This is a genomic window from Bacteroidota bacterium, assembly GCA_039714315.1.
In the GTDB taxonomy this organism is placed as follows: Bacteria; Bacteroidota; Bacteroidia; order Flavobacteriales; family JADGDT01; genus JADGDT01.
The window spans coordinates 1-25852 of sequence record JBDLJM010000016.1; the positions used below are offsets into that span (position 1 = coordinate 1).

Annotated in this window: 21 protein-coding genes; 12 read left to right on the plus strand and 9 right to left on the minus strand. The window is 35.1% G+C overall.

Annotated elements, in window-relative coordinates:
• Positions 1-160: 160 nt before the first annotated feature.
• The 3 genes from ABFR62_03265 to ABFR62_03275 all read left to right on the plus strand — a co-directional run bounded on the left by ABFR62_03265 (position 161) and on the right by ABFR62_03275 (position 6989).
• A complete protein-coding gene (locus ABFR62_03265) occupies positions 161-3169 on the plus strand; it encodes a SusC/RagA family TonB-linked outer membrane protein (GenBank protein MEN8137427.1) in 3009 nt (1002 codons plus the stop codon).
• Between the two features lie 42 nt (positions 3170-3211).
• Positions 3212-4804, plus strand: a complete 1593-nt coding sequence (locus tag ABFR62_03270; protein ID MEN8137428.1) for a RagB/SusD family nutrient uptake outer membrane protein — start codon at positions 3212-3214, stop codon at positions 4802-4804.
• A 142-nt stretch (positions 4805-4946) separates the two neighbouring features.
• On the plus strand, positions 4947-6989 hold the full coding sequence (locus ABFR62_03275; protein MEN8137429.1) for a family 20 glycosylhydrolase: 2043 nt from the start codon (positions 4947-4949) through the stop codon (positions 6987-6989).
• Between the two features lie 104 nt (positions 6990-7093).
• Here ABFR62_03275 and dusB read toward each other — a convergent pair whose 3' ends face one another.
• On the minus strand, positions 7094-8083 hold the full coding sequence (dusB, locus tag ABFR62_03280; protein ID MEN8137430.1) for a tRNA dihydrouridine synthase DusB: 990 nt from the start codon (positions 8081-8083) through the stop codon (positions 7094-7096).
• 282 nt (positions 8084-8365) lie between these two features.
• Complete coding sequence (locus ABFR62_03285; protein ID MEN8137431.1) at positions 8366-8821, minus strand: hypothetical protein; 456 nt, start codon at positions 8819-8821, stop codon at positions 8366-8368.
• Positions 8822-9322: 501 nt separating this feature from the next.
• Between ABFR62_03285 and ABFR62_03290 the strand changes: the two genes are divergently transcribed.
• The 4 genes from ABFR62_03290 (at position 9323) to ABFR62_03305 (ending at position 13080) form a co-directional block, all read left to right on the plus strand.
• Positions 9323-9502, plus strand: coding sequence for a hypothetical protein (locus tag ABFR62_03290; GenBank protein ID MEN8137432.1), 180 nt, complete (start codon positions 9323-9325; stop codon positions 9500-9502).
• 317 nt (positions 9503-9819) lie between these two features.
• Positions 9820-10425, plus strand: coding sequence for a CPBP family intramembrane glutamic endopeptidase (locus tag ABFR62_03295; GenBank protein MEN8137433.1), 606 nt, complete (start codon positions 9820-9822; stop codon positions 10423-10425).
• A 172-nt stretch (positions 10426-10597) separates the two neighbouring features.
• A complete protein-coding gene (gene lepA, locus ABFR62_03300) occupies positions 10598-12394 on the plus strand; it encodes a translation elongation factor 4 (protein MEN8137434.1) in 1797 nt (598 codons plus the stop codon).
• 494 nt (positions 12395-12888) lie between these two features.
• A complete protein-coding gene (locus ABFR62_03305) occupies positions 12889-13080 on the plus strand; it encodes a cold shock domain-containing protein (GenBank protein MEN8137435.1) in 192 nt (63 codons plus the stop codon).
• 132 nt (positions 13081-13212) lie between these two features.
• Here ABFR62_03305 and ABFR62_03310 read toward each other — a convergent pair whose 3' ends face one another.
• Complete coding sequence (locus ABFR62_03310; protein ID MEN8137436.1) at positions 13213-15300, minus strand: carboxy terminal-processing peptidase; 2088 nt, start codon at positions 15298-15300, stop codon at positions 13213-13215.
• Between the two features lie 251 nt (positions 15301-15551).
• Between ABFR62_03310 and surE the strand changes: the two genes are divergently transcribed.
• The 5 genes from surE (at position 15552) to ABFR62_03335 (ending at position 20020) form a co-directional block, all read left to right on the plus strand.
• Positions 15552-16331, plus strand: a complete 780-nt coding sequence (gene surE, locus ABFR62_03315) for a 5'/3'-nucleotidase SurE (protein ID MEN8137437.1) — start codon at positions 15552-15554, stop codon at positions 16329-16331.
• Complete coding sequence (locus ABFR62_03320; GenBank protein MEN8137438.1) at positions 16321-16605, plus strand: hypothetical protein; 285 nt, start codon at positions 16321-16323, stop codon at positions 16603-16605. The genes surE and ABFR62_03320 overlap by 11 nt, the downstream gene beginning before the upstream one ends.
• A gap of 23 nt (positions 16606-16628) precedes the next feature.
• Positions 16629-17756, plus strand: a complete 1128-nt coding sequence (gene lpxB / locus ABFR62_03325; GenBank protein ID MEN8137439.1) for a lipid-A-disaccharide synthase — start codon at positions 16629-16631, stop codon at positions 17754-17756.
• 86 nt (positions 17757-17842) lie between these two features.
• On the plus strand, positions 17843-19036 hold the full coding sequence (locus ABFR62_03330; GenBank protein ID MEN8137440.1) for a SpoIID/LytB domain-containing protein: 1194 nt from the start codon (positions 17843-17845) through the stop codon (positions 19034-19036).
• A gap of 3 nt (positions 19037-19039) precedes the next feature.
• Positions 19040-20020 carry a DUF6427 family protein gene (locus ABFR62_03335; GenBank protein ID MEN8137441.1) on the plus strand — a complete coding sequence of 327 codons (981 nt, stop codon included), beginning with the start codon at positions 19040-19042 and terminating at the stop codon, positions 20018-20020.
• 30 nt (positions 20021-20050) lie between these two features.
• Here ABFR62_03335 and ABFR62_03340 read toward each other — a convergent pair whose 3' ends face one another.
• The 6 genes from ABFR62_03340 to ABFR62_03365 all read right to left on the minus strand — a co-directional run bounded on the left by ABFR62_03340 (position 20051) and on the right by ABFR62_03365 (position 25643).
• Positions 20051-20563 carry a GNAT family protein gene (locus ABFR62_03340; protein ID MEN8137442.1) on the minus strand — a complete coding sequence of 171 codons (513 nt, stop codon included), beginning with the start codon at positions 20561-20563 and terminating at the stop codon, positions 20051-20053.
• Positions 20563-21621 carry an endonuclease/exonuclease/phosphatase family protein gene (locus ABFR62_03345; protein MEN8137443.1) on the minus strand — a complete coding sequence of 353 codons (1059 nt, stop codon included), beginning with the start codon at positions 21619-21621 and terminating at the stop codon, positions 20563-20565. Before ABFR62_03345 ends, ABFR62_03340 begins: the two co-directional genes overlap by 1 nt.
• A gap of 19 nt (positions 21622-21640) precedes the next feature.
• Positions 21641-22531, minus strand: coding sequence for a rhomboid family intramembrane serine protease (locus ABFR62_03350; GenBank protein ID MEN8137444.1), 891 nt, complete (start codon positions 22529-22531; stop codon positions 21641-21643).
• A gap of 34 nt (positions 22532-22565) precedes the next feature.
• The gene (locus tag ABFR62_03355; GenBank protein ID MEN8137445.1) at positions 22566-23336 is read right to left on the minus strand and encodes a rhomboid family intramembrane serine protease; all 771 of its coding nucleotides are present in this window, start codon (positions 23334-23336) and stop codon (positions 22566-22568) included.
• Positions 23337-23471: 135 nt separating this feature from the next.
• On the minus strand, positions 23472-25367 hold the full coding sequence (gene mutL / locus ABFR62_03360; protein ID MEN8137446.1) for a DNA mismatch repair endonuclease MutL: 1896 nt from the start codon (positions 25365-25367) through the stop codon (positions 23472-23474).
• A gap of 18 nt (positions 25368-25385) precedes the next feature.
• Complete coding sequence (locus tag ABFR62_03365; protein MEN8137447.1) at positions 25386-25643, minus strand: hypothetical protein; 258 nt, start codon at positions 25641-25643, stop codon at positions 25386-25388.
• Positions 25644-25852: the final 209 nt, after the last annotated feature.

Consider the following 25852-nt stretch of genomic DNA (forward strand, 5'->3'; position numbering starts at 1 on the left):
AATACATTTGTCGAAATCAAACAGATGTATATCTATTCTCGTAGACCCTCCGTCGATATTTTTTTTAAAAATATTTATGATGTTGCACATTCGTATCGTATTCATCACACTATATAAAAAAATAGGAGTACATAAAATCTAACAAAACAAAAGACTATTTATGAAAAGAACATTACAACTGATTGCATTTTTGATGTTTTCCATGACAGCAGTTTCATGGGCTCAGAATGTAACAGGTACAGTAAGCGATGCTTCTGATGGAACAACTTTGCCGGGGGTAAATGTTGTTGCAAAGGGAACCTCTGTAGGTGTAACTACAGATTTCGACGGGAATTATGAAATTGAAATGCCGGAAGGTGCTACAATTTTGGAATTCTCATTTATGGGTTATGTAACACAGGCTGTTGATATTTCGGGTAAGACGAATGTTGATGTTGCATTACAGGTAGATGCTAAATCTCTTGATGAGGTTGTTGTGACTGCTTTGGGGATTGAGAAAAAGGCAAAAGGACTTACGTATTCTACTCAACAGGTAAATGGCGACGAGCTAACAAGGACTAAAGATGCAAACATGATGAATACCTTGGCAGGAAAAACTGCAGGGGTTCAGATTACAAGATCATCTTCCGGTGTTGGCGGTTCAACAAAAGTTACTATTAGAGGTAACAAGTCTGCGACCGGAACAAACCAACCTTTATATGTTATAGATGGTATACCGATGATAAACAATTCTGCTGATCAGCCTTCTACTACTTTTGGAGGATCAAACGATGCAGGAGGAAGGGATGCAGGTGATGGTATCTCGAACCTTAATCCTGATGATATTAAAAGCATGAGTGTTTTGAAAGGGCCTGCAGCTGCGGCACTTTATGGATCACAGGCAGCAAATGGAGTTATCGTTATCACTACAAAAAAAGGAGTAAGCGGTAGAACTGATGTAAACTTTTCATCAAACCTTACTTTTGATAATGTAATAACTGTACCTGAATTTCAAAACTCATACGAAGGTGCTTTAGGAGGAAGCAGTTGGGGAGCAAAAACAAATAATTCCGGTTATAATCCGGAAGATTTTTTCCAAACTGGTGTTACTGCCATAAACTCTTTGTCAGTTTCGAAAGGTGGAGAAAAAACACAAACTTACTTCTCTTATGCTAATACAAGTAACAAGGGAGTAGTTGAAAATAGCGGATTAAACAAGCATAATTTTAACATTAGAGCAACAACTAAGTTGTCAGATAAGTTAACAATCGATGGAAATATTAATGCTCTTTCCCAGAAAATGGAAAACCGTCCTGTAGCAGGAGGAATGTACTTTAACCCTCTAACAGGTCTGTATAAATTTGCAAGAGGGAATGATATTTCTGATTACAGAAATAATTATGCTGTTTATAGTACAGATAGAAATATGCCTGTTCAGAACTGGCATTCAGGCTTAGGAGATATGGATCAAAATCCATGGTGGTTAACAAATAAATATTTTTCTACAGATAAGAGAACACGTTTTATAACAAACCTTACTCTGAAGTATGAATTTAACGAGTTTTTAAATATTCAGGCACGTGGAAATATGGATTTTATTTCCGACAGATATGAAAATGGTGCCTGGGCAACTACAGCTCCAGCATTAGCGGGTGAAAATGGAAGATATATACATTTTACCGATCGTCAAACATTACTATATTCTGATGTTTTATTAAACTTTAACAAGACATGGGGCGACGTTGGAGTTGTTGCTTCTGTTGGAACAAGTATCAATGATTATCAGCAGGACGCATTGCGTCAGGATTCACATCCAACTGGTTTGAACATGGCAAATGTGTTTAACATGGCGAATATAACTAACCCTTATGTTGAGGAGACAAAACTTCATACTCAGGAACAATCAGTTTTTGCAACAGCTCAGGTATCTTATAAAGATTATTTGTTCTTTGATGTTACTGCACGTAACGACTGGTCTTCATCTTTGGCATATACAAACAGTATGGAAAGTGGTTTCTTTTACCCATCTGTTGGTTTAACGGCCGTTGTGAGTGATATGATCAAAATGCCGGAATCTGTTTCAATGGTAAAACTTAGAGGAGCATTAAGTTCAGTAGGTAATGATATTCCACCATACGTAAGTAGAAAACAACGAGATATTATCAACGGGAATTTAAATAACGTTCTATACCAGCCATTCGAAGATCTTAAACCTGAAATTACAAATTCACTGGAATTTGGAGGGGAATTTGGCATGTTTGACAACAGAATTAGTTTAGATCTTACATGGTATAAAACAAATACTATTAATCAGTTCTTCCAATTACCGGCGCCTGCAGGATCGGGTTATTCATTCTATTTTGTAAATGCCGGAAATATAGAGAACAAGGGGATAGAAGTTATACTTGGAATCACACCGGTAGCTTCTGAAGATTTTTATTGGAATACTACTTTCAACTATTCTTCAAACAAAAACACAGTACTTGAACTTCATGAAGACCTTCCGGCATTTTCTTTTGGAAACCCGGGAAGTAACTCATATTGGATGCAGATGGAAGAGGGAGGATCGTATGGCGATATTTACGGTATTAAGTTTCAAAGAGACGATGCCGGAAAAATTATGTTCGACAATGAAACCGGTTTACCTTTAAAAGGAACTGATTTCGAATATATCGGGAATCCAAATCCTAAATTTAATATTGGATGGAGTAATTCATTTAACTTCAGAAACTTTAATCTCAACTTCTTAATTGATGCAAGAATAGGAGGAGATGTAATCTCAATAACACAGGCTGAAATAGACTTATATGGAACCTCAAAGGCTTCAGCCGATGCCAGAGATAAAGGTTATGTAATGTTGGAAGGAACAAAAGTAACGGATGTTCAGGGATTCTATGAAACAGTTGGTGGCCGTGCCGGTGTAACTGAGTATTATTCTTATTCGGGAACAAATATCAGACTTAGAGAATTGTCTTTTGGATATACGCTTCCTAAAGAAGTTAGCAAAAAAACAGGGTTTATGAAGGGAGCAAGTTTTTCAATTGTTGCCAGAAACTTATTCTTCCTATACAATGAAGCACCATTCGATCCTGATGCAAGTTACTCAACAGGTAATGGTTTACAAGGTGTTGATGTTTATGGGATGCCGAGTACAAGAAGCATAGGAGCTAATCTTAAAGTTAACTTCTAATTAGAAAAGTTTGATTAGCTAATCAATATAAAATTGAAACTAATGAAGAAAATATTAAAAAATAAATTGAGTATTCTTATTGTTGGCACAGCTACTTTAATGTCGTCGTGTACAAAGAATTTCGAAGAATACAATACAGATTATTCCGGAGTAACCGAAGAGCAGGCTCAATTCGATTACAATCATATTGGGGGATACTTTCCTCAAATGCAACAAATGATTTACAGTAATTATAACTGGGGCTGGGGTACCAACTGGCCTTTTCAAATAATGCAAAATTTAAATGCCGATATTTTTTCGGGATACATGATGACGCCAACTCCTTTTGCCGGGAATATTAATAATACAAACTATGCATTAGTCGATGGGTGGAATGCATCAGCCTGGGATTATACATATTGGTTTATGATGCCCGCATTAAAGTCTGTTGAAGATCTTACAGACAATGATAAGTATTTGCATTTTAATGCCGTGGCAAAAGTGCTAAAAGTTCTTGCTCTTTCAAGGGTTTCTGCTCAGTATGGTCCGGTTATTTATACTCATTATGGGGAAAGTGCTACCGGTGGTGAGTACGATTCAGAACCTGAATTATATAATGCCTTCTTTTCCGATTTAGATATGGCTGATGAAACGCTTAAAAGTTTTGTTGCCGCAAATCCTGATGCTAAACCATTTGCCAGATTTGATAATTTTTTTGGAGGAGATTATGATTTGTGGGCAAAATTTGCCAACTCATTACGATTACGTTTAGCAATGCGAATTTCTAAAGTCAGCCCGGCTCTTGCACAGGAACAAGCCGAGAAAGCGATTGCTAATGGAGTATTTACCGAAGGAGAGATTGCTCAGGTTATTGCTCCCGGTTATACTCATCCTTTAGCCGCAATTAGCGGGTCGTGGGGAGATATTGCAATGAGTGCTGAAATGGAATCAATTCTTACCGGATATAACGATCCTAGAATTTCCAAATTCTTTGCAAATGTTACTGATGAAACAATTACTAATGAATATAAAGGAATTCGTCAGGGTATTGAAATTGATGCTAAAGGAACTTATGGAGGACATTCTTTGGTGAACTTCTCACCTACCGAGCCGGTAGTACTTATGACATCGGCCGAGGTATTCTTTTTAAGAGCAGAAGGAGCTTTGAATGGTTGGAATATGGAAGGAACAGCATCCTCTTTATATGAATCAGGTGTTAATGAGTCATTTTCTCAATGGGGATTGGATGCATCAGATTATCTGGAAAGCGATCTAATGCCTGCAGAATATGTTGATGTGAAGAATTCAACAAATAGTGTTGCATCTGATTCTGAATATATGAATAAAGTTTCTCCGAAATGGGATGATGCGACTGATGATGATATTAAACTTCAGAAAATAATCACTCAAAAATGGATAGCAATGTTCCCCGAAGGAAATGAAGCATGGACTGAGTACCGAAGAACAGGTTATCCGGTTTTGTTCCCATTAGTCATTAATAATAGTCAGGGTGTGATTGATTCTGATAATGGAATTAAGAGATTGAATTTTTCTGTAACAGAGAAAACTAATAATCCTGATGGTTATAACGAAGCAGTTAATAAACTAGGAGGTCCCGACAATGGAGCAACAGCTCTATGGTGGGATGTTGACTAAAACCTTAGTAATTAAATAGTCTTTAATAATACAGTTAGTTATTATTAATAGGAAAAGGGCGTTTATCCAGCGCCCTTTTTAATAAAGTGTTGACTCTATTTACCCGACCGGAGCATTTCACGTTAAATATTTATATACCATTATGAGAAAACTAGTAATCGGCATATTGCTTTTTGCTGTTGCATTTGGCTATGCTCAAAATAAAGGGCGTAGTAGTGATCTGATGCCCTTACCTGCGGCAATTAGTTATGGAGATGGAGCTTATGTATTGAAAAAAGATTTTTCCATAAGTATCGAAGGATATAAATCAGACAGGCTGATAAAATATTCGAACAGAATCCTCAGACGCATTGACAATAAAACTGGTATTTTCTTTGATCAGGGAATTCTTAATAAAGAAAATGTTTCAGGAAATGGGGATGCAGTTGTAAAAGTAAAAAGAAAAGGAAAACTAGAAGTTGGAGAAGATGAATCTTACTCTCTTTCAATTACCGAAAAAGGAGTTGTAATAGATGCAGAAACAGATTTTGGGGCTCAATATGCCTTAGAAACATTATATCAGCTTGTAGATAGCAGGGAAGGGAAATATGTATTACCTCTTATATCGATAAATGATTCTCCCCGTTTTGCATGGAGAGGTATTATGTTTGATGTAGCCCGCCATTTTATGCCCATTGGCGATTTGAAGCGTAATATAGATTTGATGGCATCTGTGAAAATGAATGTTTTTCACTGGCACCTTTCCGATGATCAGGGTTTTAGGGTAGAACTTGATTCACATCCTATACATAAAAAAGGTTCGGATGGTAATTACTATACTAAAGCTCAAATCAGAGATATAGTAAAGTACGCCGGAGACAGAGGTATAAGAGTTATCCCCGAAATAGATGTTCCGGGGCACGGAACAGCAATATTAACTGTATTGCCACAAATTGCAAGTAAGGATACAAGCTATACTCTTGAAAGGAATGCGGGGATTTTTAAACCGGTATTGGATCCGACAAATCCTCTTACCTACGAGGTATTGGACGATGTAATACGAGAAATGACGGAGTTGTTTCCCGATAAGTATTTTCACATTGGCGGAGATGAAACGGAAGGTGAAGATTGGTTGTCAAATCCAAAAATAACCTCCTTTATGAAGGAGAAAAATATAGATAATCCTCATGGGTTACAGGCCTATTTTAATGTTAAACTTTATGATATTTTAAAGAAATACGGTAAGGAAATGATGGGATGGGAGGAAATACAATCAGAATATATCCCAAAAAGCGCACTTATACACTCATGGCGGGGAGTTAATGAAGGTATGAAGGCCGGAGAATCATTAGAGAAAGCTGTTAAAGGCGGTTATCGCGCAATTCTGTCAAATGGCTTTTATATTGATTTGATGCTGCCTGCAAAATCACATTATAACACGAAGTTTGTAGCTGATGATTCTGATCTGACCGATGAGCAGAAAAATATGATTCTCGGGGGAGAGGCCACTATGTGGAGCGAATTAATTACCCCCCTTACCCTTGATTCAAGAGTTTGGCCCAGAGCAGCTGCAATAGCCGAAAAATTTTGGTCGCCTAAGGAAAAAACAAAGGATACTGATGATATGTACCGCCGATTGGACATAGCATCAAACAGACTAGAGATGATAGGTTCTCAGCATATAAGAAATCAGGATGTTATAATTAGAAATATTTCAAACAATACAAATACAGAAGCAATAAAAGTACTTGTTGATGTTTGTGAACCACTGAAAATATATACAAGAAACCCCGGAGGAACAATGTATAAGTCATATTCTCCCTTTACAAAATTTGCTGATGCCTGTGTGGCCGACGCAAAAGGAGCCAGAGAATTTGATGAAGCTGTGAAGAGTTTTATTTCAGAAAAGAATGAAGAAAATATCAGGAAGCTAAAGGATATTTTTGCGATTTGGGAATCGAATCATTCTAAGGTTGAAAAGAGTTTATCAGCTTCTCCAATACTTAATGAAATAGAACAAAAATCCAGGAATCTGAGTAAACTCGGAAGAATTGGATTTAGACTAATCGAGGAAGATAAAATTCCGGTAAAAGATATTGATAATGCTCTGAAGCTGATAGATGAAATGAGCAGAGAAGAGGGAGGACGTACTGAGTTAGTTGTTACTAAGAGTATGAATCTTTTTATAAAATCATTTCTTCGATAAAATTATCTGTTTTGGTGATTGGAAAATAAACTTCCCCTCTAGTCAAAGCCATTAGTGTTTGATTAGAGGGGAAGTTTTATCATAAAGTATTTATTCATTTTTATCTAGCTAAAAAAATCAAAATATTTATCCAGAACAGTATCCAGCTCTTTATATATCATTTCAGGATCATCCTCTGTAACCATCCTCATCCGATGCTCTTTAATATTTGGAAGTCCCTTAAAGTAATTTGTGTAATGCCTTCTCATTTCCCTTACTCCAAGTAATTCTCCTTTCCATTCTATCTCCCACTGCAAATGATTTCTGGCAGCATCTACTCTCTCTTTCATAGTTGGCTGGGCATGGTGCTCCCCCGTTTCTATATAGTGCTTTACCTCTCTAAAAATCCATGGATTACCGATGGCTGCCCTTCCGATCATTACACCGTCTAGGTTGTGATCTTCGAAAAGCATTTTTGCCTTCTCAGGAGTATCAATATCACCGTTTATAATAATAGGTATTTCTATATTCTTATTTTGTTTAAGCTTAATAATAGGTTCCCAGTTAGCTTCTCCCTTATACATTTGGGTTCTTGTACGTCCGTGATAAGCCAGAGCTTTTACTCCGATCTCCTGCATCCTTTCTGCTACCTCTAAAGTGACATCATGGCCATGTTCCCATCCCAGACGGGTTTTAATAGTTACCGGTAAATCTGTGGCATCAACAACAGCTTTGGTCACTTCAACCATTTTGTTGATATCCTTCAGTATTGCTGATCCTGCACCTTTAGCCACAACTTTTTTAACAGGACAGCCCCAATTTATATCAATAACATCAGGTTTTGCCTGCTCAACTATTTTGGTTGTTTGTGCCATAACGTCAGGGTTGGCTCCAAAAATCTGAATAGCTACCGGACGCTCGTATTCAAATATATCAAGCTTTACCTTACTCTTTTCAGCATCACGTATCAATCCTTCAGACGATATAAACTCAGTGTAAAGCATATCAACCCCAAACTGTTTGCAAAGTCTTCTAAATGGAGGATCAGTAACATCTTCCATCGGGGCTAAAAAAAGGGGGTATTTACCCAGGTCTATATTTTCAATTTTCATTATTGCGCTATTTTCAGGCAAATTTACAAAAAGAAGCTAAGTACATCGAGTAATTATGTATCAAGTCTGTTTTCCGGGGAGGGCAACCAGTAAAAAGTAAAAAGTAAAAAGTAAAAAGTAAAAAGTAAAAAGTAAAAAGTAAAAAGTAAAACGGAGTGCCAGCGAGCTAAAGTTGTAAGTGATGTGTGATTAATTTAGCTTAGGTGAAAAAAGAAATAGGCTAAAATAAAAATGAGCTTCCGGTTACAGAAGCTCATTTTAGCGTAAAAAAAACTAGATCCCACTCTAGAATATATTAAAGTTAACTCCAATGGACGCAAAATTTGATCCGCTGACGGTTCTGTCCAAAGCGAGTTGTATGTCGTATTTTTCATTAATGTGATAGAGTGCAGCTAATTCAAGCCCCACACTTCCTGCAGCCGAAGGCAGGAAAAATCTGTATGCGAATCCTCCACCTAAATCAAAGTTACCAACATTAAAAAGAATAACCGATGCAATACTAAGGTGGTGTATGTCAGAATTTGTTATTACACCATCTATTGCAGTGAATTCGTGGTTGTACTCATATGAGTAACTTGCAGATGTTTTAATCATGAAACCTCCTTCATCGAAATACTCTGTCAAACCAAATTCAGCTTTAGGTCCAACATTCGAATAAGCTAATCCTCCATATAGTTTTGACTGACCATATGACACAGATGTGATGGCGATAAACGCAATTAGTATCAGAATTTTTTTCATATCAAGGATTGTTATTTAAGATTAAACAACATTAAATTAATGGTTAAGGTTAACGGCTAATTAGTGATCATACCAAAATTAATAATGTTATTATACCGGCGATAATTATAAAAGTTAAAGTCTTGTAAGAATATTCTTTTACGCTTTCCGTAGTCTTAACTTACGTACTTGTTAGTCTTTAATTATTGAAGTAAAATATATAGAATCTTAGGTTTAGAATAGGGTGTTTACTTTTAATATGCCTTATTTTACAGGGGGTATAAGATGTTTTTGTCCGAAATACCCAGTACTGGGTATATTATTATGCTTTCCTACAAAATTACTTTGGATAGATATATGTATATCAAACACTTATCTAATTATTTATATACCTCTATTTTCAGTGCATAATATTTTTCTTACACATGTTTTCCTGAACTTACTATTTGTAATATTTTATCTAAGTTTGTCTGAAATCTAAAACAATAATTTATTTGGTATAAATAGTAAACTGTCGTAAAAATGGAGTTGTTGAAAAAATTTGATGTCAGAGTATTCATAATATTATTTGTCCTTACAGTAGGAGTTGATTATTTTAAGGATACTAATTTTGGTAGAAATGATATTTTATCCGGTAGTGGAGCTGCCTTAATCGGTACTTTATTATGGGGAGCTTTTAAAGATAAACTGGGCTTTAAATAACATAAACAATGTTGAAAATTGATCAGTCCGGAAAAAGGTACCAATTTCTTGTCTTTATTGTCGTTACAATAATTAGTGCACAGCTATTTGGATTACTGGGTAAATTATTGTCCATTTTATTTCTTGACATAAATGTTTTTGATTCCTCATTTACTTTATCAATGTTGTCAATGGAGGACGAAATCCGTTTTTTAAGATTCAATCAGCCTTTTAGTACCATTGGGATTTTTCTTATTCCCCCTTTAATTTTTAGGTATTTATTGAATGACAGATTTGGTCTGACTTTTTCTAAATTTCGTATTTCAAACTCCACACTGTTGAGTACAGTTGTTTTAATTATAGTTGTTAGACCTATAGTTTCGTGGTTGGCAATACTCAATAGTACAATAGATTTGAGTTTTTTAGGCAAACTTGGCGAGTATGTGATTTCTACTTCTGATCTAATCGCTGAAAAAACTTTGCTCTTGGCCAGGGCAGACTCTATTGACAAGTTATTAATAAATATTTTCATCATTGCAATTTTACCGGCAATTGGCGAAGAGTTATTTTTTAGGGCAATTATTCAGCGGTTGTTGTACAAAGTAAGTGGGAGGTTTCATCTCTCAATTTGGGTGACAGCTATCGTGTTTGGAGTAATGCATTTTAATGTAAGAGGTGTTTTGCCAATAATATTTCTGGGTTTAATATTAGGATATATATATTTTTATACTGAGAATATTTGGTTGGCTATACTTGCACATTTTATTAATAATGCGAGTTTACTGTTAATATTTTTTAAGTTTCCGGTAGAGACCGAATCGGTCGTTTCTGATAATATATCCATACCGTCATTATTGTTTTCTGTTTTAATGTCATTCTCATTATTATTTTTTCTATACACGGTTTGGGAGAAACGCAAAAGTGCGAATTCTTTGAAGCAGTGATTCCCTTTTTGATTTGTGGGCTTTTATTAAAAATGGGGACCTGTTTGTATAATGTTATACAGGTCTGTAATCTGTGTTATTAATGTAAAGAGTTTGCATAAAATATAATCGGCTAATTATTAGTTTTGCACATACATTAATAATGAGTAATTTTGCAAATCAAATTTTAGGAATGAAGAGAATTAGGAATTTTTGCATAATTGCACATATCGACCATGGTAAAAGTACTTTGGCCGACAGAATGTTAGAATATACAAGTACTGTTACGGATCGTGAAAAGCAGGATCAATTGCTCGATAATATGGATCTCGAAAGGGAGAGGGGTATTACGATAAAGAGTCATGCTATTCAAATGGAGTACATGTATAAAGGAGAAGAATACGTTCTAAACCTAATTGATACTCCCGGGCATGTGGATTTTTCGTACGAAGTTTCGCGTTCTATAGCGGCTTGCGAGGGAGCTCTTCTTATTGTTGATGCCGCACAGAGTATTCAGGCACAGACAATTTCGAATTTGTATTTGGCTTTAGATAATGATCTTGAAATCATTCCGGTTCTTAATAAAGTAGATCTTCCCAGTGCTAATCCTGAAGAAGTTACAGATGATATCGTCAATCTAATTGACTGTGAACCCGAGGATGTTATACGCGCCAGTGCTAAAACAGGACTGGGTATTCAGGATATTCTTGATGCGATAATAGAAAGAGTGCCGGCTCCCGAAGGAGATCCGGATGCACCATTACAGGCTTTGGTTTTCGATTCTGTATTTAATCAGTTTAGAGGTATTGAAGCTTATTTCCGTGTTATTAACGGTTCGATAAAGAAAGGTCAGAAAGTGAAATTTCTGGCAACAGATAAAGAATATTTTGCCGATGAAATCGGTACTCTTAAACTTGAACAGGTTCCGAGAAAAACTATCGGTACAGGCGATGTTGGATATATTATCTCCGGTATAAAGGAAGCTCTCGATGTAAAGGTTGGTGATACCATTACCGATGCACTGAATCCTACAGAAGAAGCTATTGAAGGTTTTGAGGATGTGAAACCAATGGTTTTTGCCGGGATTTATCCTGTAGTTAACGATGATTTTGAAGAATTGAGAAATTCTTTGGAAAAGCTTCAGCTAAACGATGCATCACTTACATACGAAGCAGAGTCGTCAGCGGCTTTAGGTTTTGGCTTTCGTTGTGGCTTTCTTGGAATGCTCCACCTGGAAATCATTCAGGAGCGTCTGGAACGTGAGTTTGATATGACTGTTATAACTACTGTTCCTAATGTTGGTTATACAGCCTACCTTAATAAGGAGCCTGATACACCTATAAAAGTTAATAATCCTTCAGACTTGCCTGATTCTACTGTAATGAACAGGGTTGAGGAACCTTATATTACTGCCTCAATTATTACCAAAGCAGATTATGTAGGAGCCGTTATCGGACTTTGTATCGAGAAACGCGGTGAGATGAGAAATCAGGTTTATCTCACTCCTGACAGGGTTGAGTTAACATTCCACCTGCCTCTTGCAGAGATTGTATTTGATTTTTACGACAGGTTGAAGACTATTTCCCGTGGATATGCATCATTCGATTATTCGCCAATAGGCAAGAAAGAATCTCATTTGGTTAAAGTAGATATTTTGATTAACGGGGATAATGTTGATGCCTTATCAGCCCTGATACACAAAGACAATGCTTATAATATAGGGAAGAAGATGTGTGAGAAGCTGCGCAAGCTTATTCCCCGTCAACAATTCGATATTGCTATTCAGGCAGCTATTGGTGCCAAGATTATTTCGCGTGAAACCGTAAAAGCACTTCGAAAAGATGTAACAGCAAAATGTTATGGAGGTGATATCTCGCGTAAACGTAAGCTCCTGGAAAAACAAAAGAAAGGGAAGAAAAAGATGCGTCAGATCGGTAATGTAGAAGTGCCGCAATCAGCATTTATGGCAGTTCTTAAGTTAAACGAGTAGCATTTAAGATAATATTATATTCAGGTCTTGATTTTCTTATTGGAGAGTCAAGGCTTTTTTTTATCCATTTGGTCACCTTCCTCGAAGGCATCAGGCTTTTCAATAGAGTTTTTGCAGCATTGGCTACTCAAAATCTGCCGCTTCAATTGCGAAGTAATTATGAGTGCAAAATATAATTATTTGCGAATAATCCTTGGTTGAAGTATATACTTGCTACAGCAAAACAATATTAATATGAACGTTACTTTGTAGATGTATATTTTACTGAAATACAGAAAATTATAATGATATATTGAAGAGGTATAATTAATAATTTAGCATTTTTCTGTTTGTTCTTCTAGTACATCGATAAATAAAAACTCTGCTATAGCTGGTGTTTTCATGATATATACCCTGTAAAAAAAGCAATTTGTAAAAAAAAACCACAAAATTCTGTTAGATAATATTATTTACATACATTTGTAGCAAATAATATTATTTAATTTTAGAGTAAAATGATTAAAGGCACAGTAAAATTCTTCAACGAGTCTAAAGGTTTTGGATTCATTACAGAAGACGGTACAAGTAAAGAACATTTTGTACACATTTCAGGTTTAGTAGACGAAATCCGTGAAGGTGATGTTGTAGAATTTGATTTAAAAGAAGGTAAAAGAGGAATGAACGCAGTTAATGTTAAAGTAATTTAATATTTACACTCACTTTTTTTTACAAAGTAATAGCCTGTCATGAGTGATGGGCTTTTTTTTTGCCCAAAATTTAAAGTCTAAAGTCTAAAGTACACTTTGTACTTTAGACTTTAGACTTTGTACTTTATTACTCTATCGTAAATCCTTCAATACGTTAACTGCTTCTTCAACATAAGCATCTTTCTTAAGAAGTTTATGCCACGATTCTCTTTTCATTGCCAGTACAGTATCATTTTCAATTAGCTTAATTTCGTTTTGTGGTGATACAAAAGTAAGTCTGTTGTCGTATTTGTTAATAGGTTTAAATTTAGCAACTTCTTTCTCGAATTCATTATTCTCTTTTTTGAAGCTTTCTATATCTAAGGCTATTTTATCGTTCTCACGTCTGTTTTTTAACCACTTTGCATTCTCGTCAATCAGACTAAATTGTTCTGAATTAGCAACGCGTTTTGCACTTTTAGATTTAATAAAGTTAATATCGTGTTTTAAGGTCCACTTATCATATTTTAAAGGAGAAATAGTATCCCATGGCATTGGGTTTTCCTGTTCTTTTTCTCCAACGTTGAGATAAGTGTACCTGTCCGGTAGAGGAATATCCGATTTAACACCTTTTAATTGTGTGGCACCACCATCTATCCTGTAAAACTTCTGAATAGTTAGTTTTAACGATCCCAGTGGTTTTACCTCTAATCTTGGATTTATCAGTCTGTCCAAATCCCATATGTTTTGAACAGTTCCTTTACCATAGGTATGATCACTTCCAATAATAATTGCTCTTCCGTAATCTTTAAGAGCAGCTGCCAAAATCTCCGAAGCAGAGGCAGAATATTCGTTAACCATTACAACAAGAGGTCCGTCCCAAAGTATATCGGAACTTTCATCTTTAAGAATCTGAGGTTTTTTATCTCTCGATTTCACCTGTACAATCGGACCTTCTTTTATAAACAGACCGGACATCTTTACCGCAGTTTGCAGCGATCCTCCTCCGTTATTTCTTAAGTCTAAAATGATTCCTTCTACTCCTTCTTTTTTAAGATATTTAACTTCCTTTTCTACATCGTCACCCGCATTTCTCGCATTCTTGTCCATGAAGTTTATATAAAACTTCGGTAGATTAATAATGCCGAATTTCATTCCGTTTTTTTGGATTATAGCGCTTTTGGCAAAAGTTTCCTCAATTTCAACTACATCTCTTGTTATAAGTATTTCTTTCTTGCTTCCATCAAGTTTCTTAACAAATAAACGGACTTTAGTTCCCTTTTTACCTTTGATTAAATCTACAGCATCATCAAGACGCATTCCAACAATGTTTACAGGCTCACCCTTGTCTTGGGCAACTTTTAGTATCTTATCCTCTACTTCCAAATCTCCCTGTTTCCATGCGGGACTTCCGCTTATAACCTCTATAATTGTTACATACCCGTCTTTCGACTGTAGTCGGGCACCAATTCCTTCCAGCTGACCCGACATATCCTGATCAAACCTGTCTTTGTCGCGTGGAGCAAAATATGTTGTGTGAGGATCGAATTGCGAAGTAAGAATATTTAAATAAACCGAAAACCAATCGTCCCTATCCAGTTCCATTAATCTTTCGTTCCAACCATCAAAAGTTTTGAGGACTGACTCACGGGCTTCTTTTTCAATTTCATCATAGCTTTTAGCCTTGTAATCAGGATTATCTTTAAGTTCTTTTTCCTGAGATTCTTCAGCATCAGAAATTCTTACAAGAACATTATATTTAAGGTATAACCTCCATCTGTCTACAAGTTCCTCATGACTGTTTGCATAATCTAAACTGTCAGTGTTTGATTCTAAATATTCTTTTTTCGAAAAATCAAATGGTTCACTTAAAATATCCGTGTAAATAACTTTCACATCTTCAATTCTTTTTGAAACTCTTTGATAGGTTAAATCAAAAAATGTTAAGTCTCCGAATTTTAACTGATCATCAATCAGGGTGTTGAATGGTTCAAATTCCTCTATATCTGATTTAAGAAAATATCGTTTAGAGTAGTCTAAGCTTTTTATGTAGTTATCGTAAAATGTCAGTGAAAAATTATTGTCCATCTTACTCGGACTGTAATGTCCCTCCTCTAAAACATATTGAACCAACTCTAATAGTACCCTGTCTTTATCTGGTTTTCTGCTATAAAAACCATATGCCGCACCAATTCCAACAATGATCGATAGTAATAGAGTAAGTTTTAGGATTTTCTTCATTATTTTAATTTTTAGTTGCAATATATTATATATATCCGTTCTGCGTTTACAAAAATAAGAATAAACTAGGCAAGAATTCTATATAACGTAATTTCTTATGTGTTTATTATCATTAAGCTTAATAGTATTCCGTAATTTTGTCATAAATATGTAGTTTATGTACACGAAATAACAGAATGTTATTAGGAGCTTATTGTTTGATTGAACTATAGTATATATTAGTAATTAATAAATTTAAGAAGGATAAAGCTATGGCGAATGAAAAGCCTTTGATACTAATTACGAATGATGACGGTATTACCGCACCCGGTATTAGGAATCTGATTTCGGTAATGAATGAATTAGGAGATGTTTGGGTAGTAGCACCCGACAAAGGACAATCAGGAATGGGACATGCCATAACTGTAAATTCTACTTTACATGTCGACGAAATTAATATTGATGATGGTCCACAGAAAGAATTTAGCTGCAGTGGTACTCCTGCCGATTGTGTAAAACTGGCTATAAGTGAGTTGCTGCCAAAAAAACCGGATTTATGTGTTTCCGGGATAAATCACGGTTCAAATTCGGCCATTAATGTAATATATTCAGGTACTATGTCGGCGGCGATAGAAGCAGGTATGGAAGGTATACCGGCTATAGGCTTTTCACTTTTAGATTATTCTCTGGGAGCAAATTTTGAGCACAGTAAACCTTTTGTAAAGAGAATAGCTGAGAATACGTTGAATAATGGAGTTCCGCAGGGAGTTATTTTGAATGTAAATATTCCTAATCTGACATTAGAAGAAATTAAAGGGGTAAAAGTATGTCGACAGGCAAAAGCTACCTGGGAAGAGGAGTTTGATCGCAGAATTGATCCCAGAGGCAGAACCTACTTCTGGCTTACCGGAAAATTTGTGAATCTTGATAAAGGAGAAGATACTGATGAATGGGCTCTTGAAAATGGATATATTTCCATAGTGCCGGTACAGTACGATTTAACAGCACATTTTGCTATTCAACGACTTAATGCATGGAATAATGAAGGATAAAATACAACTTTTATATGGGGCAATTGCCGGACTTGTAACTCCCCCGATAGCATTTGCCATCTGGATATTTTCTTTTACTGATTACGACTTGTCACAAGCTTTAGATCTGGTTGAAAAAGGTAGCTTATACAGTGAAGTGTTGAGCTTATCGGCTGTTTCTAACATGCTTGTGTTTTATCTTTTTATAAATAAGAAAAATTACTCAGCAGCACGTGGAGTTCTATTAATTACAATATTTTTGTCGTTTATTGTTATAGCTACTAAGTTGTTTTAACAGGACATAAATTATAATAAAGAATGAAATATTATATAATAGCAGGAGAAGCTTCCGGCGATTTGCATGGAGCCAATTTGATGAAGGCTTTAAAGGAGGAGGATAATCAGTCCGAATTTAGGTTTTGGGGAGGAGATTTAATGGCTGCCAACGGTGGAGAATTAATAAAACATTATCGCGACCTTGCTTTTATGGGATTTGCGGAGGTGCTGATGAATATAAGAACCATTTTGGGTAATATTTCATTCTGTAAAAAAGATATTCTCGAATACAAACCCGATGCAATAATTTTGATTGATTATCCAGGGTTTAATTTACGGATTGCAAAATTTGCAAAGCGTAATGGAATAAAGGTTTTTTATTATATATCGCCTCAAATATGGGCTTGGAAAGAAGCAAGGATAACCGAAATAAAGAATAATGTTGATAAGATGTTTGTGATTCTTCCTTTCGAAAAAGACTTCTATAAAAAACATGATTATGAGGTAGATTTCGTCGGGCATCCGTTGATTGATGCAATAGATTCAAGAAAAGCAATTGAAGACAGAAAATTCAAGGAAGAATATAATATTGATAACAGACCGGTTATTGCTATTTTGCCGGGAAGCAGAAAGCAGGAGATAACTAAGTCGTTGCCAATAATGCTAAGTGTTAAGGATAATTTCAAAGATTATCAGTTTGTAATTGCCGGGGCACCATCGCAGGAATATTCGTTTTATGAGAAGTTTATTAAAGATGATCAGGTTAAGTTTATAAGCAACCGCACATACGATCTGTTGCAGGTGTCAGAAGCAGCGCTAGTTACATCGGGAACAGCTACGCTGGAAGCAGCATTGTTTAAGGTGCCTGAAATTGTCTGTTATAAGGCTAATTTTATTTCATATCATATCGGTAAAAAGTTGGTTAAAATCGACTATATTTCGCTTGTAAATCTGATTATGGGTTCTGAAGTTGTTACGGAGTTGATACAGGAAGATTTTAATTCAAATCGTCTTTCTCTGGAATTGAAAAATATATTGGAAGGAGAAGGAAGAAAGAAAATGCTTGACAACTTTGATAAACTAATTTCAATCCTCGGGGGAGCCGGAGCATCGAAAAATACAGCCCGGTTGATGTATAAGTATTTGCACGAAATACCTAAAAGGAATTAGAGTTACAGCAATTTACAACGGATGGAATGCCTGTCTGAATTATACTGACAGAAAGGCAAATGAGCAAAACATAAAATAATTAACACGTGAATAGATTTTTGATATCAATATTTTTTCTATTATTCACTATAACTTATTCTAATGCTGATATTGTAGAGAATATTAAGGTGAGGTTGTTTTCTACCTACAATGGTAATAAAGCAATTATAAGCGTAGCTAAAGGAGATTATTTTCTTTTGGCAAACGATGTTAAAGGAAAATTGATCGATACAATTGCAAAAGTAAGTTCATTAGATAAAGAAAGTAATACAGTATATTTTAGCTTGAAGTCAGGAAAAATATCATTGCTACATGATAATAGGAATTTAGGTAGTTTCGATAAGGTTTATTTCGTTGCCGTACAAGACACAAGTTCATTTGTTATCAGATATGAATCTCAAAAAGAACGGTTTTACGAAGGATCATTATTAATGAGTCCAAAGAATAACAATCTGGAGATAGTAAATAAAGTGGGACTGGATAGTTATGTGGCAGGGGTTGTAGAATCGGAAGTTGGCAGTAAAGGGAATCTTGAATTTTACAAGGCGCAAGCAATTATAGCAAGAACCTATGCCATTAAAAACTTAAATAAATTTATAAGTAATGGCTATAACCTAACCGATGATGTGAGGAGTCAGGTGTATTTTTCGAAAAGCTATTATGTTGAGAATAATTTAATATTGAAGGCCGTAGAAGAAACTAAAAGCAAGGTTATTGTAGATTTTAACAACAGACTTATTCTTCCTGTTTTTCATGCTAATAGCGGAGGTCAGACTTCTAACGCCAAAGAAGTATGGGTTACAGATTTGCCCTATCTGAAATCAAAAAGAGATCCGTATAGTACTACATCTCCTGGGGATAGCACTTTTTGGGAAGTTGAAATTCCAAAAGACAGGTTTCTTCTTTATTTCAATAAACGGGCTCCTGAATTTAAGAATAACAGCAAGTATTATAATGCTATACTTAGCTTTAAACAGGAGCAGAGAAAGTCTCATTTATCATATAGAAATGTAAAAATACCGCTAAAAGAAATCAGGTCACAGTTTAAACTGCGATCTACATTTTTCGATATTTCTGATAGGGGAGATAAAGTGTTAATTTCCGGAAAAGGTTATGGACATGGTGTAGGTTTATCGCAGATTGGCGCCATACATATGGCGGAAAGAGGCTATACTTACGATCAAATAATAAAGTTTTATTACCATAATGTAAAAGTGGTTGATTATAAAGAGGTTATATAAATTATGCTTACAAAAGTTTTTAATAATACACATCCTATAACAATTTTATTATTGTTTTTGTTTCTGGTATTGGTTTCCGCGAGTAGTTTTTATGGCTACTTTAATATAGAAAGTTTTCACAATGAATTTTTGGTTCAAAATCACTACCCAAACCTTGGGGATGTAATACCTGTTGTTCTTTCGCTTTTCTTTGTAGTTTCGTTGGGGGTGCTTGTAAATTACATAGTTCATGAGAATTCCATTACCGGTGACAACTCATTTGCTTTGTTGTTTTTTGTGTTGCTGATATCTTCTTTTCCCGGTATAGTAATTTTTAATCCAATATTAGCATCTACATTTTTTGTGGTGCTTGCTCTTAAGAACTTGCTTAGCCTCCACGTACATAAAAAAATGACGATAAAATTGTTTAATGCAGGTTTTCTTATCGGTATAGCTGCGGTTATTTATCCTTATTCTATTTTATATGGTATTTTGATATATTTGGGAATAATAATTTATGGAGCCGATAATTGGCGTCAGTGGTTTTTGCCTATTGTTGGAATACTTATTCCTTTTTATCTTTTGTTTACCGGGTATTTTTGGTTCGATAATTTGGGAGAATATTGGGATAGGTTTTTTATTCATTCTTTTCGCTATAGAGAAAATGATTTTTATGGTTCAAAGAACGTAATGATAGTTCTGGGAATTTATTTGTTGATTACAATCTTCGCAATTTTTGATTATAGCAGTAATATGCGGCTTCACAAACTCGATACGCGTAAAAGTTATGCTATGACATACCTGGGGCTTTTTATCGGTGTAATTATCGCAATGTTTGGCACTATCACAAATGGTCAGGAGCTGATAATCCTTTTTCTTCCAATATCCGCAATTTGGGCGAAGTTTATTCAACACAAGAAAAAACCCATATGGAGAAATGTTTTTATGGGGTTGATTATAATAATAATAATTGTCAGCTATATTACATCTTTTAATATTACATAACCGGGTTATTAATAGGTGAATATAAGAAAACTATAAAATTCTCTGATAAAAATATACATCACTGAGTTTTTTGTCACTTAGCCACCAATCTTTTTTGACACCTGTTTTTTTAAAGTTATTGCTCTCAAAAAAACTGATACTAGCTTTGTTATTACATTGAATATCGCAGTATAATTGATGTAGGTTTAGCGTTTTCTTACAGTATACAACTAAGAGGTCAAGAGCTTCTTTTCCATAACCAAGACTCTGGTGTTTATCATTTATAATTATACCAATCCCACTTCGTTTATGGATTGGATCAAAGTCAAATAAATCAATTAGTCCTACTGTTTCTCCGTTTTTTATATTTTCGATCACCAACCTTAGTTGTCCTGTTTTAGTAATATCCCGGTCGATATTTTCCAAATACTGATGCAACAGATATTTGGAGAATGGAATTTTTGTTTCTGAAATTTTCCAGTTATCAACATCATTTTCTACCATGTAAAGAAAGCTGAGGTCATCCGGCTCTAGAGCCCTTAATTTTATTTTGTCTCCAATCATTATCTAATGTTATATGAAGCCATCACCGGGTAGTGGTCAGAGAGAGCTTTATTATTTAAGGTCTTAAATCCTACTACTCTAAAGTTTGGATCGCCAAATACAAAATCAATTCTCAGTGGGAAATATTTAAAATCGAATGTTTTTCCAAATCCTTGTCCTCCAACTTCGAATGCATCAACTAAATCACCTCTTATCTCCCTGTATTCATAAGAGAATGCACTTGAATTAAAATCACCCATTACAATTACCGGATATGGGGAACTGTTTATATGTTCGCGTAATAAATCGGCTTGTTCACCATGTCGTCCGAACCCTTTATCTATCTTAGAGGCAATTGATCTCACATTGTTTCCAATATTATTTTTTGAGTCCGAAATGTCGAAGGCTTTATCAAGAGCCAAATCACTCTTGTCTAAGCTTAAGGTTTCAAGGTGAATACTGTAAACTCTAACATAGTCACCATTCACATCAATATCAATATAAACAGCACTATTTGAAGTGGAAGGAAACTTTACGTTTCCATTACTAATAATTTTATATTTTGAGAATATAGCCTGACCCCAGTATTTTTCCGTTCCCGGGTAATAAAAGTGGGTGTATTCATAATCTCCAATGTCGAAATTTTTCATCTGATGGTATTCCTGAAAAGCGACAATATCGGGACTTTCATTTTTTACTAAATCATATATTTCGTTTTCTATACCCGGCTCTTTAATCCAATTGAAAACATTGAACATTCTAACATTGAAGGTCATTACTTTCAGATCTTCACTTCCTACAAATTGGCTGTTAGACCATCTGAAGAAATTATCAATATGGTTAATACCTAAAATAAGTATCACTAATGAAAATATGAATCGGATGTTCAAATTCATAATCCACAACAGAACAAATACTATATTGATTATCATCAACACTGGCATAAGTAAACTTAGTGTAGCTATAAATGGAATTGTTCCCGGGTAAATTAGGGGAACAAAGTAACTCGCAATGAGTAAAAGCCCAAATACGATGTTAACGAAGTAAAACATTTTGCCAAAGAAGCCAAGCTTTTTCATCTGTTAATAGTTTGTTTTATTATTTCTTTCCTGCCTTAAACAGAAATTCTTTTTCATCGGCACTTAAACTTTCGTAGCCAGATTTTGATATTTTACCAAGAATATCATCGATCTTTTCTTCTTCTTCTCTTTTACTTAAATTGTAATCGTAATCATTTCGGGGTGTTTGGTTTTTATAGACTTTTTGAAATGGGTTCTTTTTTTTGTTGAATATATTATTGAATCGGTCAATAATATTATTTATCCATCGGCCTATATCTTTATTGTGCTGAAGTTGTTTCCCGTAAATAAACCCTATGAGAGCACCCCCAATATGCGACAGATGACCTCCCTCATTCCCATCACCCTGAAAATTTAAGAAGTCAAGAAATATGAAGAAAGCTGCAAGATGCCAAAGTTTTACGCGTCCAATCAGGAACAGTCGTATTGAATAGTTTGGCACATAGGTTGCTATTGCAATAAGTACGGCCATTACTCCGGCTGATGCACCTATAATTCTGTAATATGAAACCGGATTGTCAAATAAAGGGAATATGTTTATTGCAACAACAAAAAACAGACCACCTACAATAATACCTAAAATGTATAAACTCAATAATTGTTTCTGACTTAAGTATTGGAGAAAAATCTGCCCTGAGAGGTAGAGCAAAACCATATTAAAAAAGATATGACCAAATCCGCTATGAAAAATACTGTATGTTAGTATTGTCCATGGCTTTGTGATAAAATCTACACCATCAGCATGTAATGCAAACCACGACCATAAGAAGGTTTGATCGGTATTAAATAAACGTAGAAAAAAGTTTAGAATTAACATCAAAATAAATACACCAACATTCAGGTATATTAGCTTTATAAGCGATGTTCCTTTCGAAAACTCATATTTCAGTCTTTTTAAAACTTCATTCATTATCTTACAGTTTATTCTTTCTTTAAATATTCAGTTAATACATCGGATTTCCCATTCCCTTTTTTTGCCAGTATTTAATCAACAGGTATCCAAATAGCATTCCTCCCAAATGAGCAAAGTGTGCTACATTACTTCCACTGGAGTTGAAACCCTGGAAAAATTCAACAGCACCTAAAATTATTACTAACCACTTAGCCTTGATAGGGAATAAGAAGTATATATATATCATCATATTCGGGAAAATCATTCCAAAGGCCATTAATACTCCATAAACCGCCCCCGAGGCTCCAATGACAGGAGTGTTGAAAGCAAGCCAGTAATCACGTAAAACATCTTCTGTTACGGAACTTAAGACTGCAGGATTATATCTCATGGTTGTAACCAGATTCATTAAATCGGATTGACTCATACCTGCCTCCATAAGCTGGTTCTGTAACATCATTGCTTCTGTATAATGCACAGCCGTGTAGAGTAATCCGGCTCCCAGTCCGGTAACCATATAAAATACCAGAAATCTCTTTGCACCCCAAATATTTTCGAGCATATTACCAAACATCCAAAGCATAAACATATTCATAAATATGTGTCCCGGATTCGAGATACTGTGCATAAACATATGAGTAATAAACTGATGAGGGGCAAAGTTTGTACTTCCCGGTAAGAACAGTCCAAAAGCTTTTATCAGATCAATACCAAAATTGCGCAGTACAATTGTTCCTAAAAAGAACAGACCATTTATGATAATCAGATTCTTAATTACATCAGGTAATCTTTTAAATGTTGTAGGCTGAAAGTTGTATGACATTTTAATCTATTATTTTTTATAAAATTTTTAAATACACCTGATTATCTGTTAGTTGCTATTTCAATACCGGTCTGTTTTACTATGTGTAATTTACTAAAATATGATGAGATAATACTTACTAATATTTTCATTCTATCATATAAATCTCTTTTCAATATCTTCGAGAGAAATTATGCTAGTTATCATTTTTCCCGATGGACTATAGTTTGGATTTTCGCATGCGAACAATTTATTTACTATATCCGACATTTGATTTTGCTGTAGAGCAACGCCATATTTCACCGCTTTGGTTTTAGCAAACGACAGTGCCAGGAGGTGTAGTTTGTTTTCTATCACATCTGTTTCAGCAAATTCTAAATCGTTTAAGACTTTTTCAATCATGTTTTTCGAGTCGTTCTCAGAAAATTCGGCAGGGATGCCAATTATGGTAACTATATTAGTTGAAAAGCCTGTAAATGTAAAGCCTATTTTTTCCAGATCGGGTAGTACCTGTTGCAATAACGCCCATTGGGCTTCGTTCATTTCTATATCAATAGGAAACAGAAGTTGTTGACTTGCAAAATTATCATGCGTTATGTTGTTGTAAAACTGATCGTATAAGATTCGTTCATGTGCATTGTTCTGATCAATTGTCAGCATTCCTGATCGTACATGGCTCAGGATATACTTTTTGTGGAGCTGAAAGTGGATGTCACTTTTCTGTTCAAAAGAGCTGTCGTCATTTTCTAAACCGGATTGTTCAGTTTCCTCATCCCAGGTTATGTTTGAGGTGTCGATTGAATTTGTCGGACTAACTATAAAGGAGTCATCCGGCGACAGATTTTCTAATCCGCTGTATAAGGCATCCCATCCCGAAGTATCTGCTTTTTTGAATGATGCAGATCCTCCTCCGTAATTCTTTTGACCGGAATAACTGTTGTCTTCCTTAAAAGGATTGTATTCAGGGTTAACATCAATTGAAGGTTGTGAGAAATTATCGGAAGGCCTCATTAGTTCCTCATCTAGGTTGCCGTCTACCGAAAAATCAAGCGAAGGTGAAATGTTGTATTGGCCTAAAGAATGTTTTATGGTAGAACGTAAAATAGCATAAATACTTCTTTCATCCTCAAATTTTATTTCAGTTTTTGTCGGATGGATATTAATATCGATCGACTTTGGATCAATATCCAGATAAATAAAATATGACGGATAGCTGTCAGGAGGTAAAAGACTTTCAAAAGCAGCACTAACTGCATGATTCAGATAAGTACTCTTGATAAAGCGGTTGTTTACAAAAAAATATTGTTCACCTCTTCTTCGTTTAGAGAATTCCGGTTTACCTACATAACCTCTTAATGATACAATCTCTGTATCTTCTTCGATAGGGAAGAATTTATCGTTGGTTTTTGATCCGAATATTGAATCAATCCTTTTTTTGAGTTTAGCGGCTTCAAGACTGTAAACAGTATTACCATTGTGTGTCAGCGAGAATTTTATGTCGGGATGAGCAAGTGATATTCTTAAAAATTCATCAACTATATGTTTTGTCTCTGCTTTCTCCGATTTTAGAAAGTTTCGACGGGCAGGAATGTTAAAAAATAGATTTTTAACCGAAATATTAGTCCCTTCCGGTGAAGAACATACATCTTGCGATTTTACTTTTGAACCTTCAATTTTTATACATGTTGCTAAATCATCACCCTCTTTTCTTGTTTTTAATTCTACCTGACTAATAGCAGCAATCGAAGCCAACGCTTCTCCTCTGAAACCTTTTGTACTGAGGTTAAAAAGATCTTCGGCCGATGAAATTTTTGAAGTTGCATGTCGTTCAAAACTCATTCGGGCGTCTGTGGCACTCATACCTTTGCCATTATCTATAACCTGGATTAGAGTTTTCCCTGAATCTTTAATTATTAGCTTTAATTCAGTGGCGCCGGCATCTATTGAATTTTCAAGTAGTTCTTTTACAGCCGAAGCAGGTCGTTGAACTACCTCACCGGCCGCAATTTGGTTAGCCACACTATCGGGTAACAGTTTTATTATATCTGCCATGTATATTATTCAGGAGCTTTATTTATACAAAAAATACCATGCTAAGAACAATAGCCCGGCTATTATTAATAACAATCTAATGTTGGAACTTCCGGTCTTTCTTTTAGAGCTTTTTTTAAAACTTCCACGGATTCTTTCCTTGGTAGCCTCCGGACTGTTCTCGCCTTTGTATTTTGCTTTTATTCTTTCCAGACGCTCCTTGCGTTCATCGTAGTAGCGAGGTTGGAAATCAAAACGCTTATAACTATTTAACTTTATGAATGAAGGTAATTTCATCTGTTAATAATTTGTTTTATTCGGTCACCTGCCTGACTGCGTCTTGCAGGCAGGGATGGTACATTCATGTATTATCATTTCCCTGAGTGAGGAAAAATTTACTCATACTCGTTCATCTGTAAATAAATTTCAGCCATGTACTTATTTCATGGACTGTCTTTCTTAGATTATAATCACTGTATTGTGAAAAGTTGTACTTATGAGTATTC

Excerpts from the sequence above, each read along its gene's own strand:
- ABFR62_03265 (MEN8137427.1), top strand. The coding sequence starts at position 161 with ATGAAAAGAACATTACAACTGATTGCATTTTTGATGTTTTCCATGACA.
- ABFR62_03270 (MEN8137428.1), top strand. The coding sequence starts at position 3,212 with ATGAAGAAAATATTAAAAAATAAATTGAGTATTCTTATTGTTGGCACA.
- ABFR62_03275 (MEN8137429.1), top strand. The coding sequence starts at position 4,947 with ATGAGAAAACTAGTAATCGGCATATTGCTTTTTGCTGTTGCATTTGGC.
- ABFR62_03285 (MEN8137431.1), bottom strand. The coding sequence starts at position 8,821 with ATGAAAAAAATTCTGATACTAATTGCGTTTATCGCCATCACATCTGTG.
- ABFR62_03290 (MEN8137432.1), top strand. The coding sequence starts at position 9,323 with ATGGAGTTGTTGAAAAAATTTGATGTCAGAGTATTCATAATATTATTT.
- lepA (MEN8137434.1), top strand. The coding sequence starts at position 10,598 with ATGAAGAGAATTAGGAATTTTTGCATAATTGCACATATCGACCATGGT.
- ABFR62_03305 (MEN8137435.1), top strand. The coding sequence starts at position 12,889 with ATGATTAAAGGCACAGTAAAATTCTTCAACGAGTCTAAAGGTTTTGGA.
- ABFR62_03310 (MEN8137436.1), bottom strand. The coding sequence starts at position 15,300 with ATGAAGAAAATCCTAAAACTTACTCTATTACTATCGATCATTGTTGGA.
- surE (MEN8137437.1), top strand. The coding sequence starts at position 15,552 with ATGGCGAATGAAAAGCCTTTGATACTAATTACGAATGATGACGGTATT.
- ABFR62_03320 (MEN8137438.1), top strand. The coding sequence starts at position 16,321 with ATGAAGGATAAAATACAACTTTTATATGGGGCAATTGCCGGACTTGTA.
- lpxB (MEN8137439.1), top strand. The coding sequence starts at position 16,629 with ATGAAATATTATATAATAGCAGGAGAAGCTTCCGGCGATTTGCATGGA.
- ABFR62_03335 (MEN8137441.1), top strand. The coding sequence starts at position 19,040 with ATGCTTACAAAAGTTTTTAATAATACACATCCTATAACAATTTTATTA.
- ABFR62_03340 (MEN8137442.1), bottom strand. The coding sequence starts at position 20,563 with ATGATTGGAGACAAAATAAAATTAAGGGCTCTAGAGCCGGATGACCTC.
- ABFR62_03345 (MEN8137443.1), bottom strand. The coding sequence starts at position 21,621 with ATGAAAAAGCTTGGCTTCTTTGGCAAAATGTTTTACTTCGTTAACATC.
- ABFR62_03350 (MEN8137444.1), bottom strand. The coding sequence starts at position 22,531 with ATGAATGAAGTTTTAAAAAGACTGAAATATGAGTTTTCGAAAGGAACA.
- ABFR62_03355 (MEN8137445.1), bottom strand. The coding sequence starts at position 23,336 with ATGTCATACAACTTTCAGCCTACAACATTTAAAAGATTACCTGATGTA.
- mutL (MEN8137446.1), bottom strand. The coding sequence starts at position 25,367 with ATGGCAGATATAATAAAACTGTTACCCGATAGTGTGGCTAACCAAATT.
- ABFR62_03365 (MEN8137447.1), bottom strand. The coding sequence starts at position 25,643 with ATGAAATTACCTTCATTCATAAAGTTAAATAGTTATAAGCGTTTTGAT.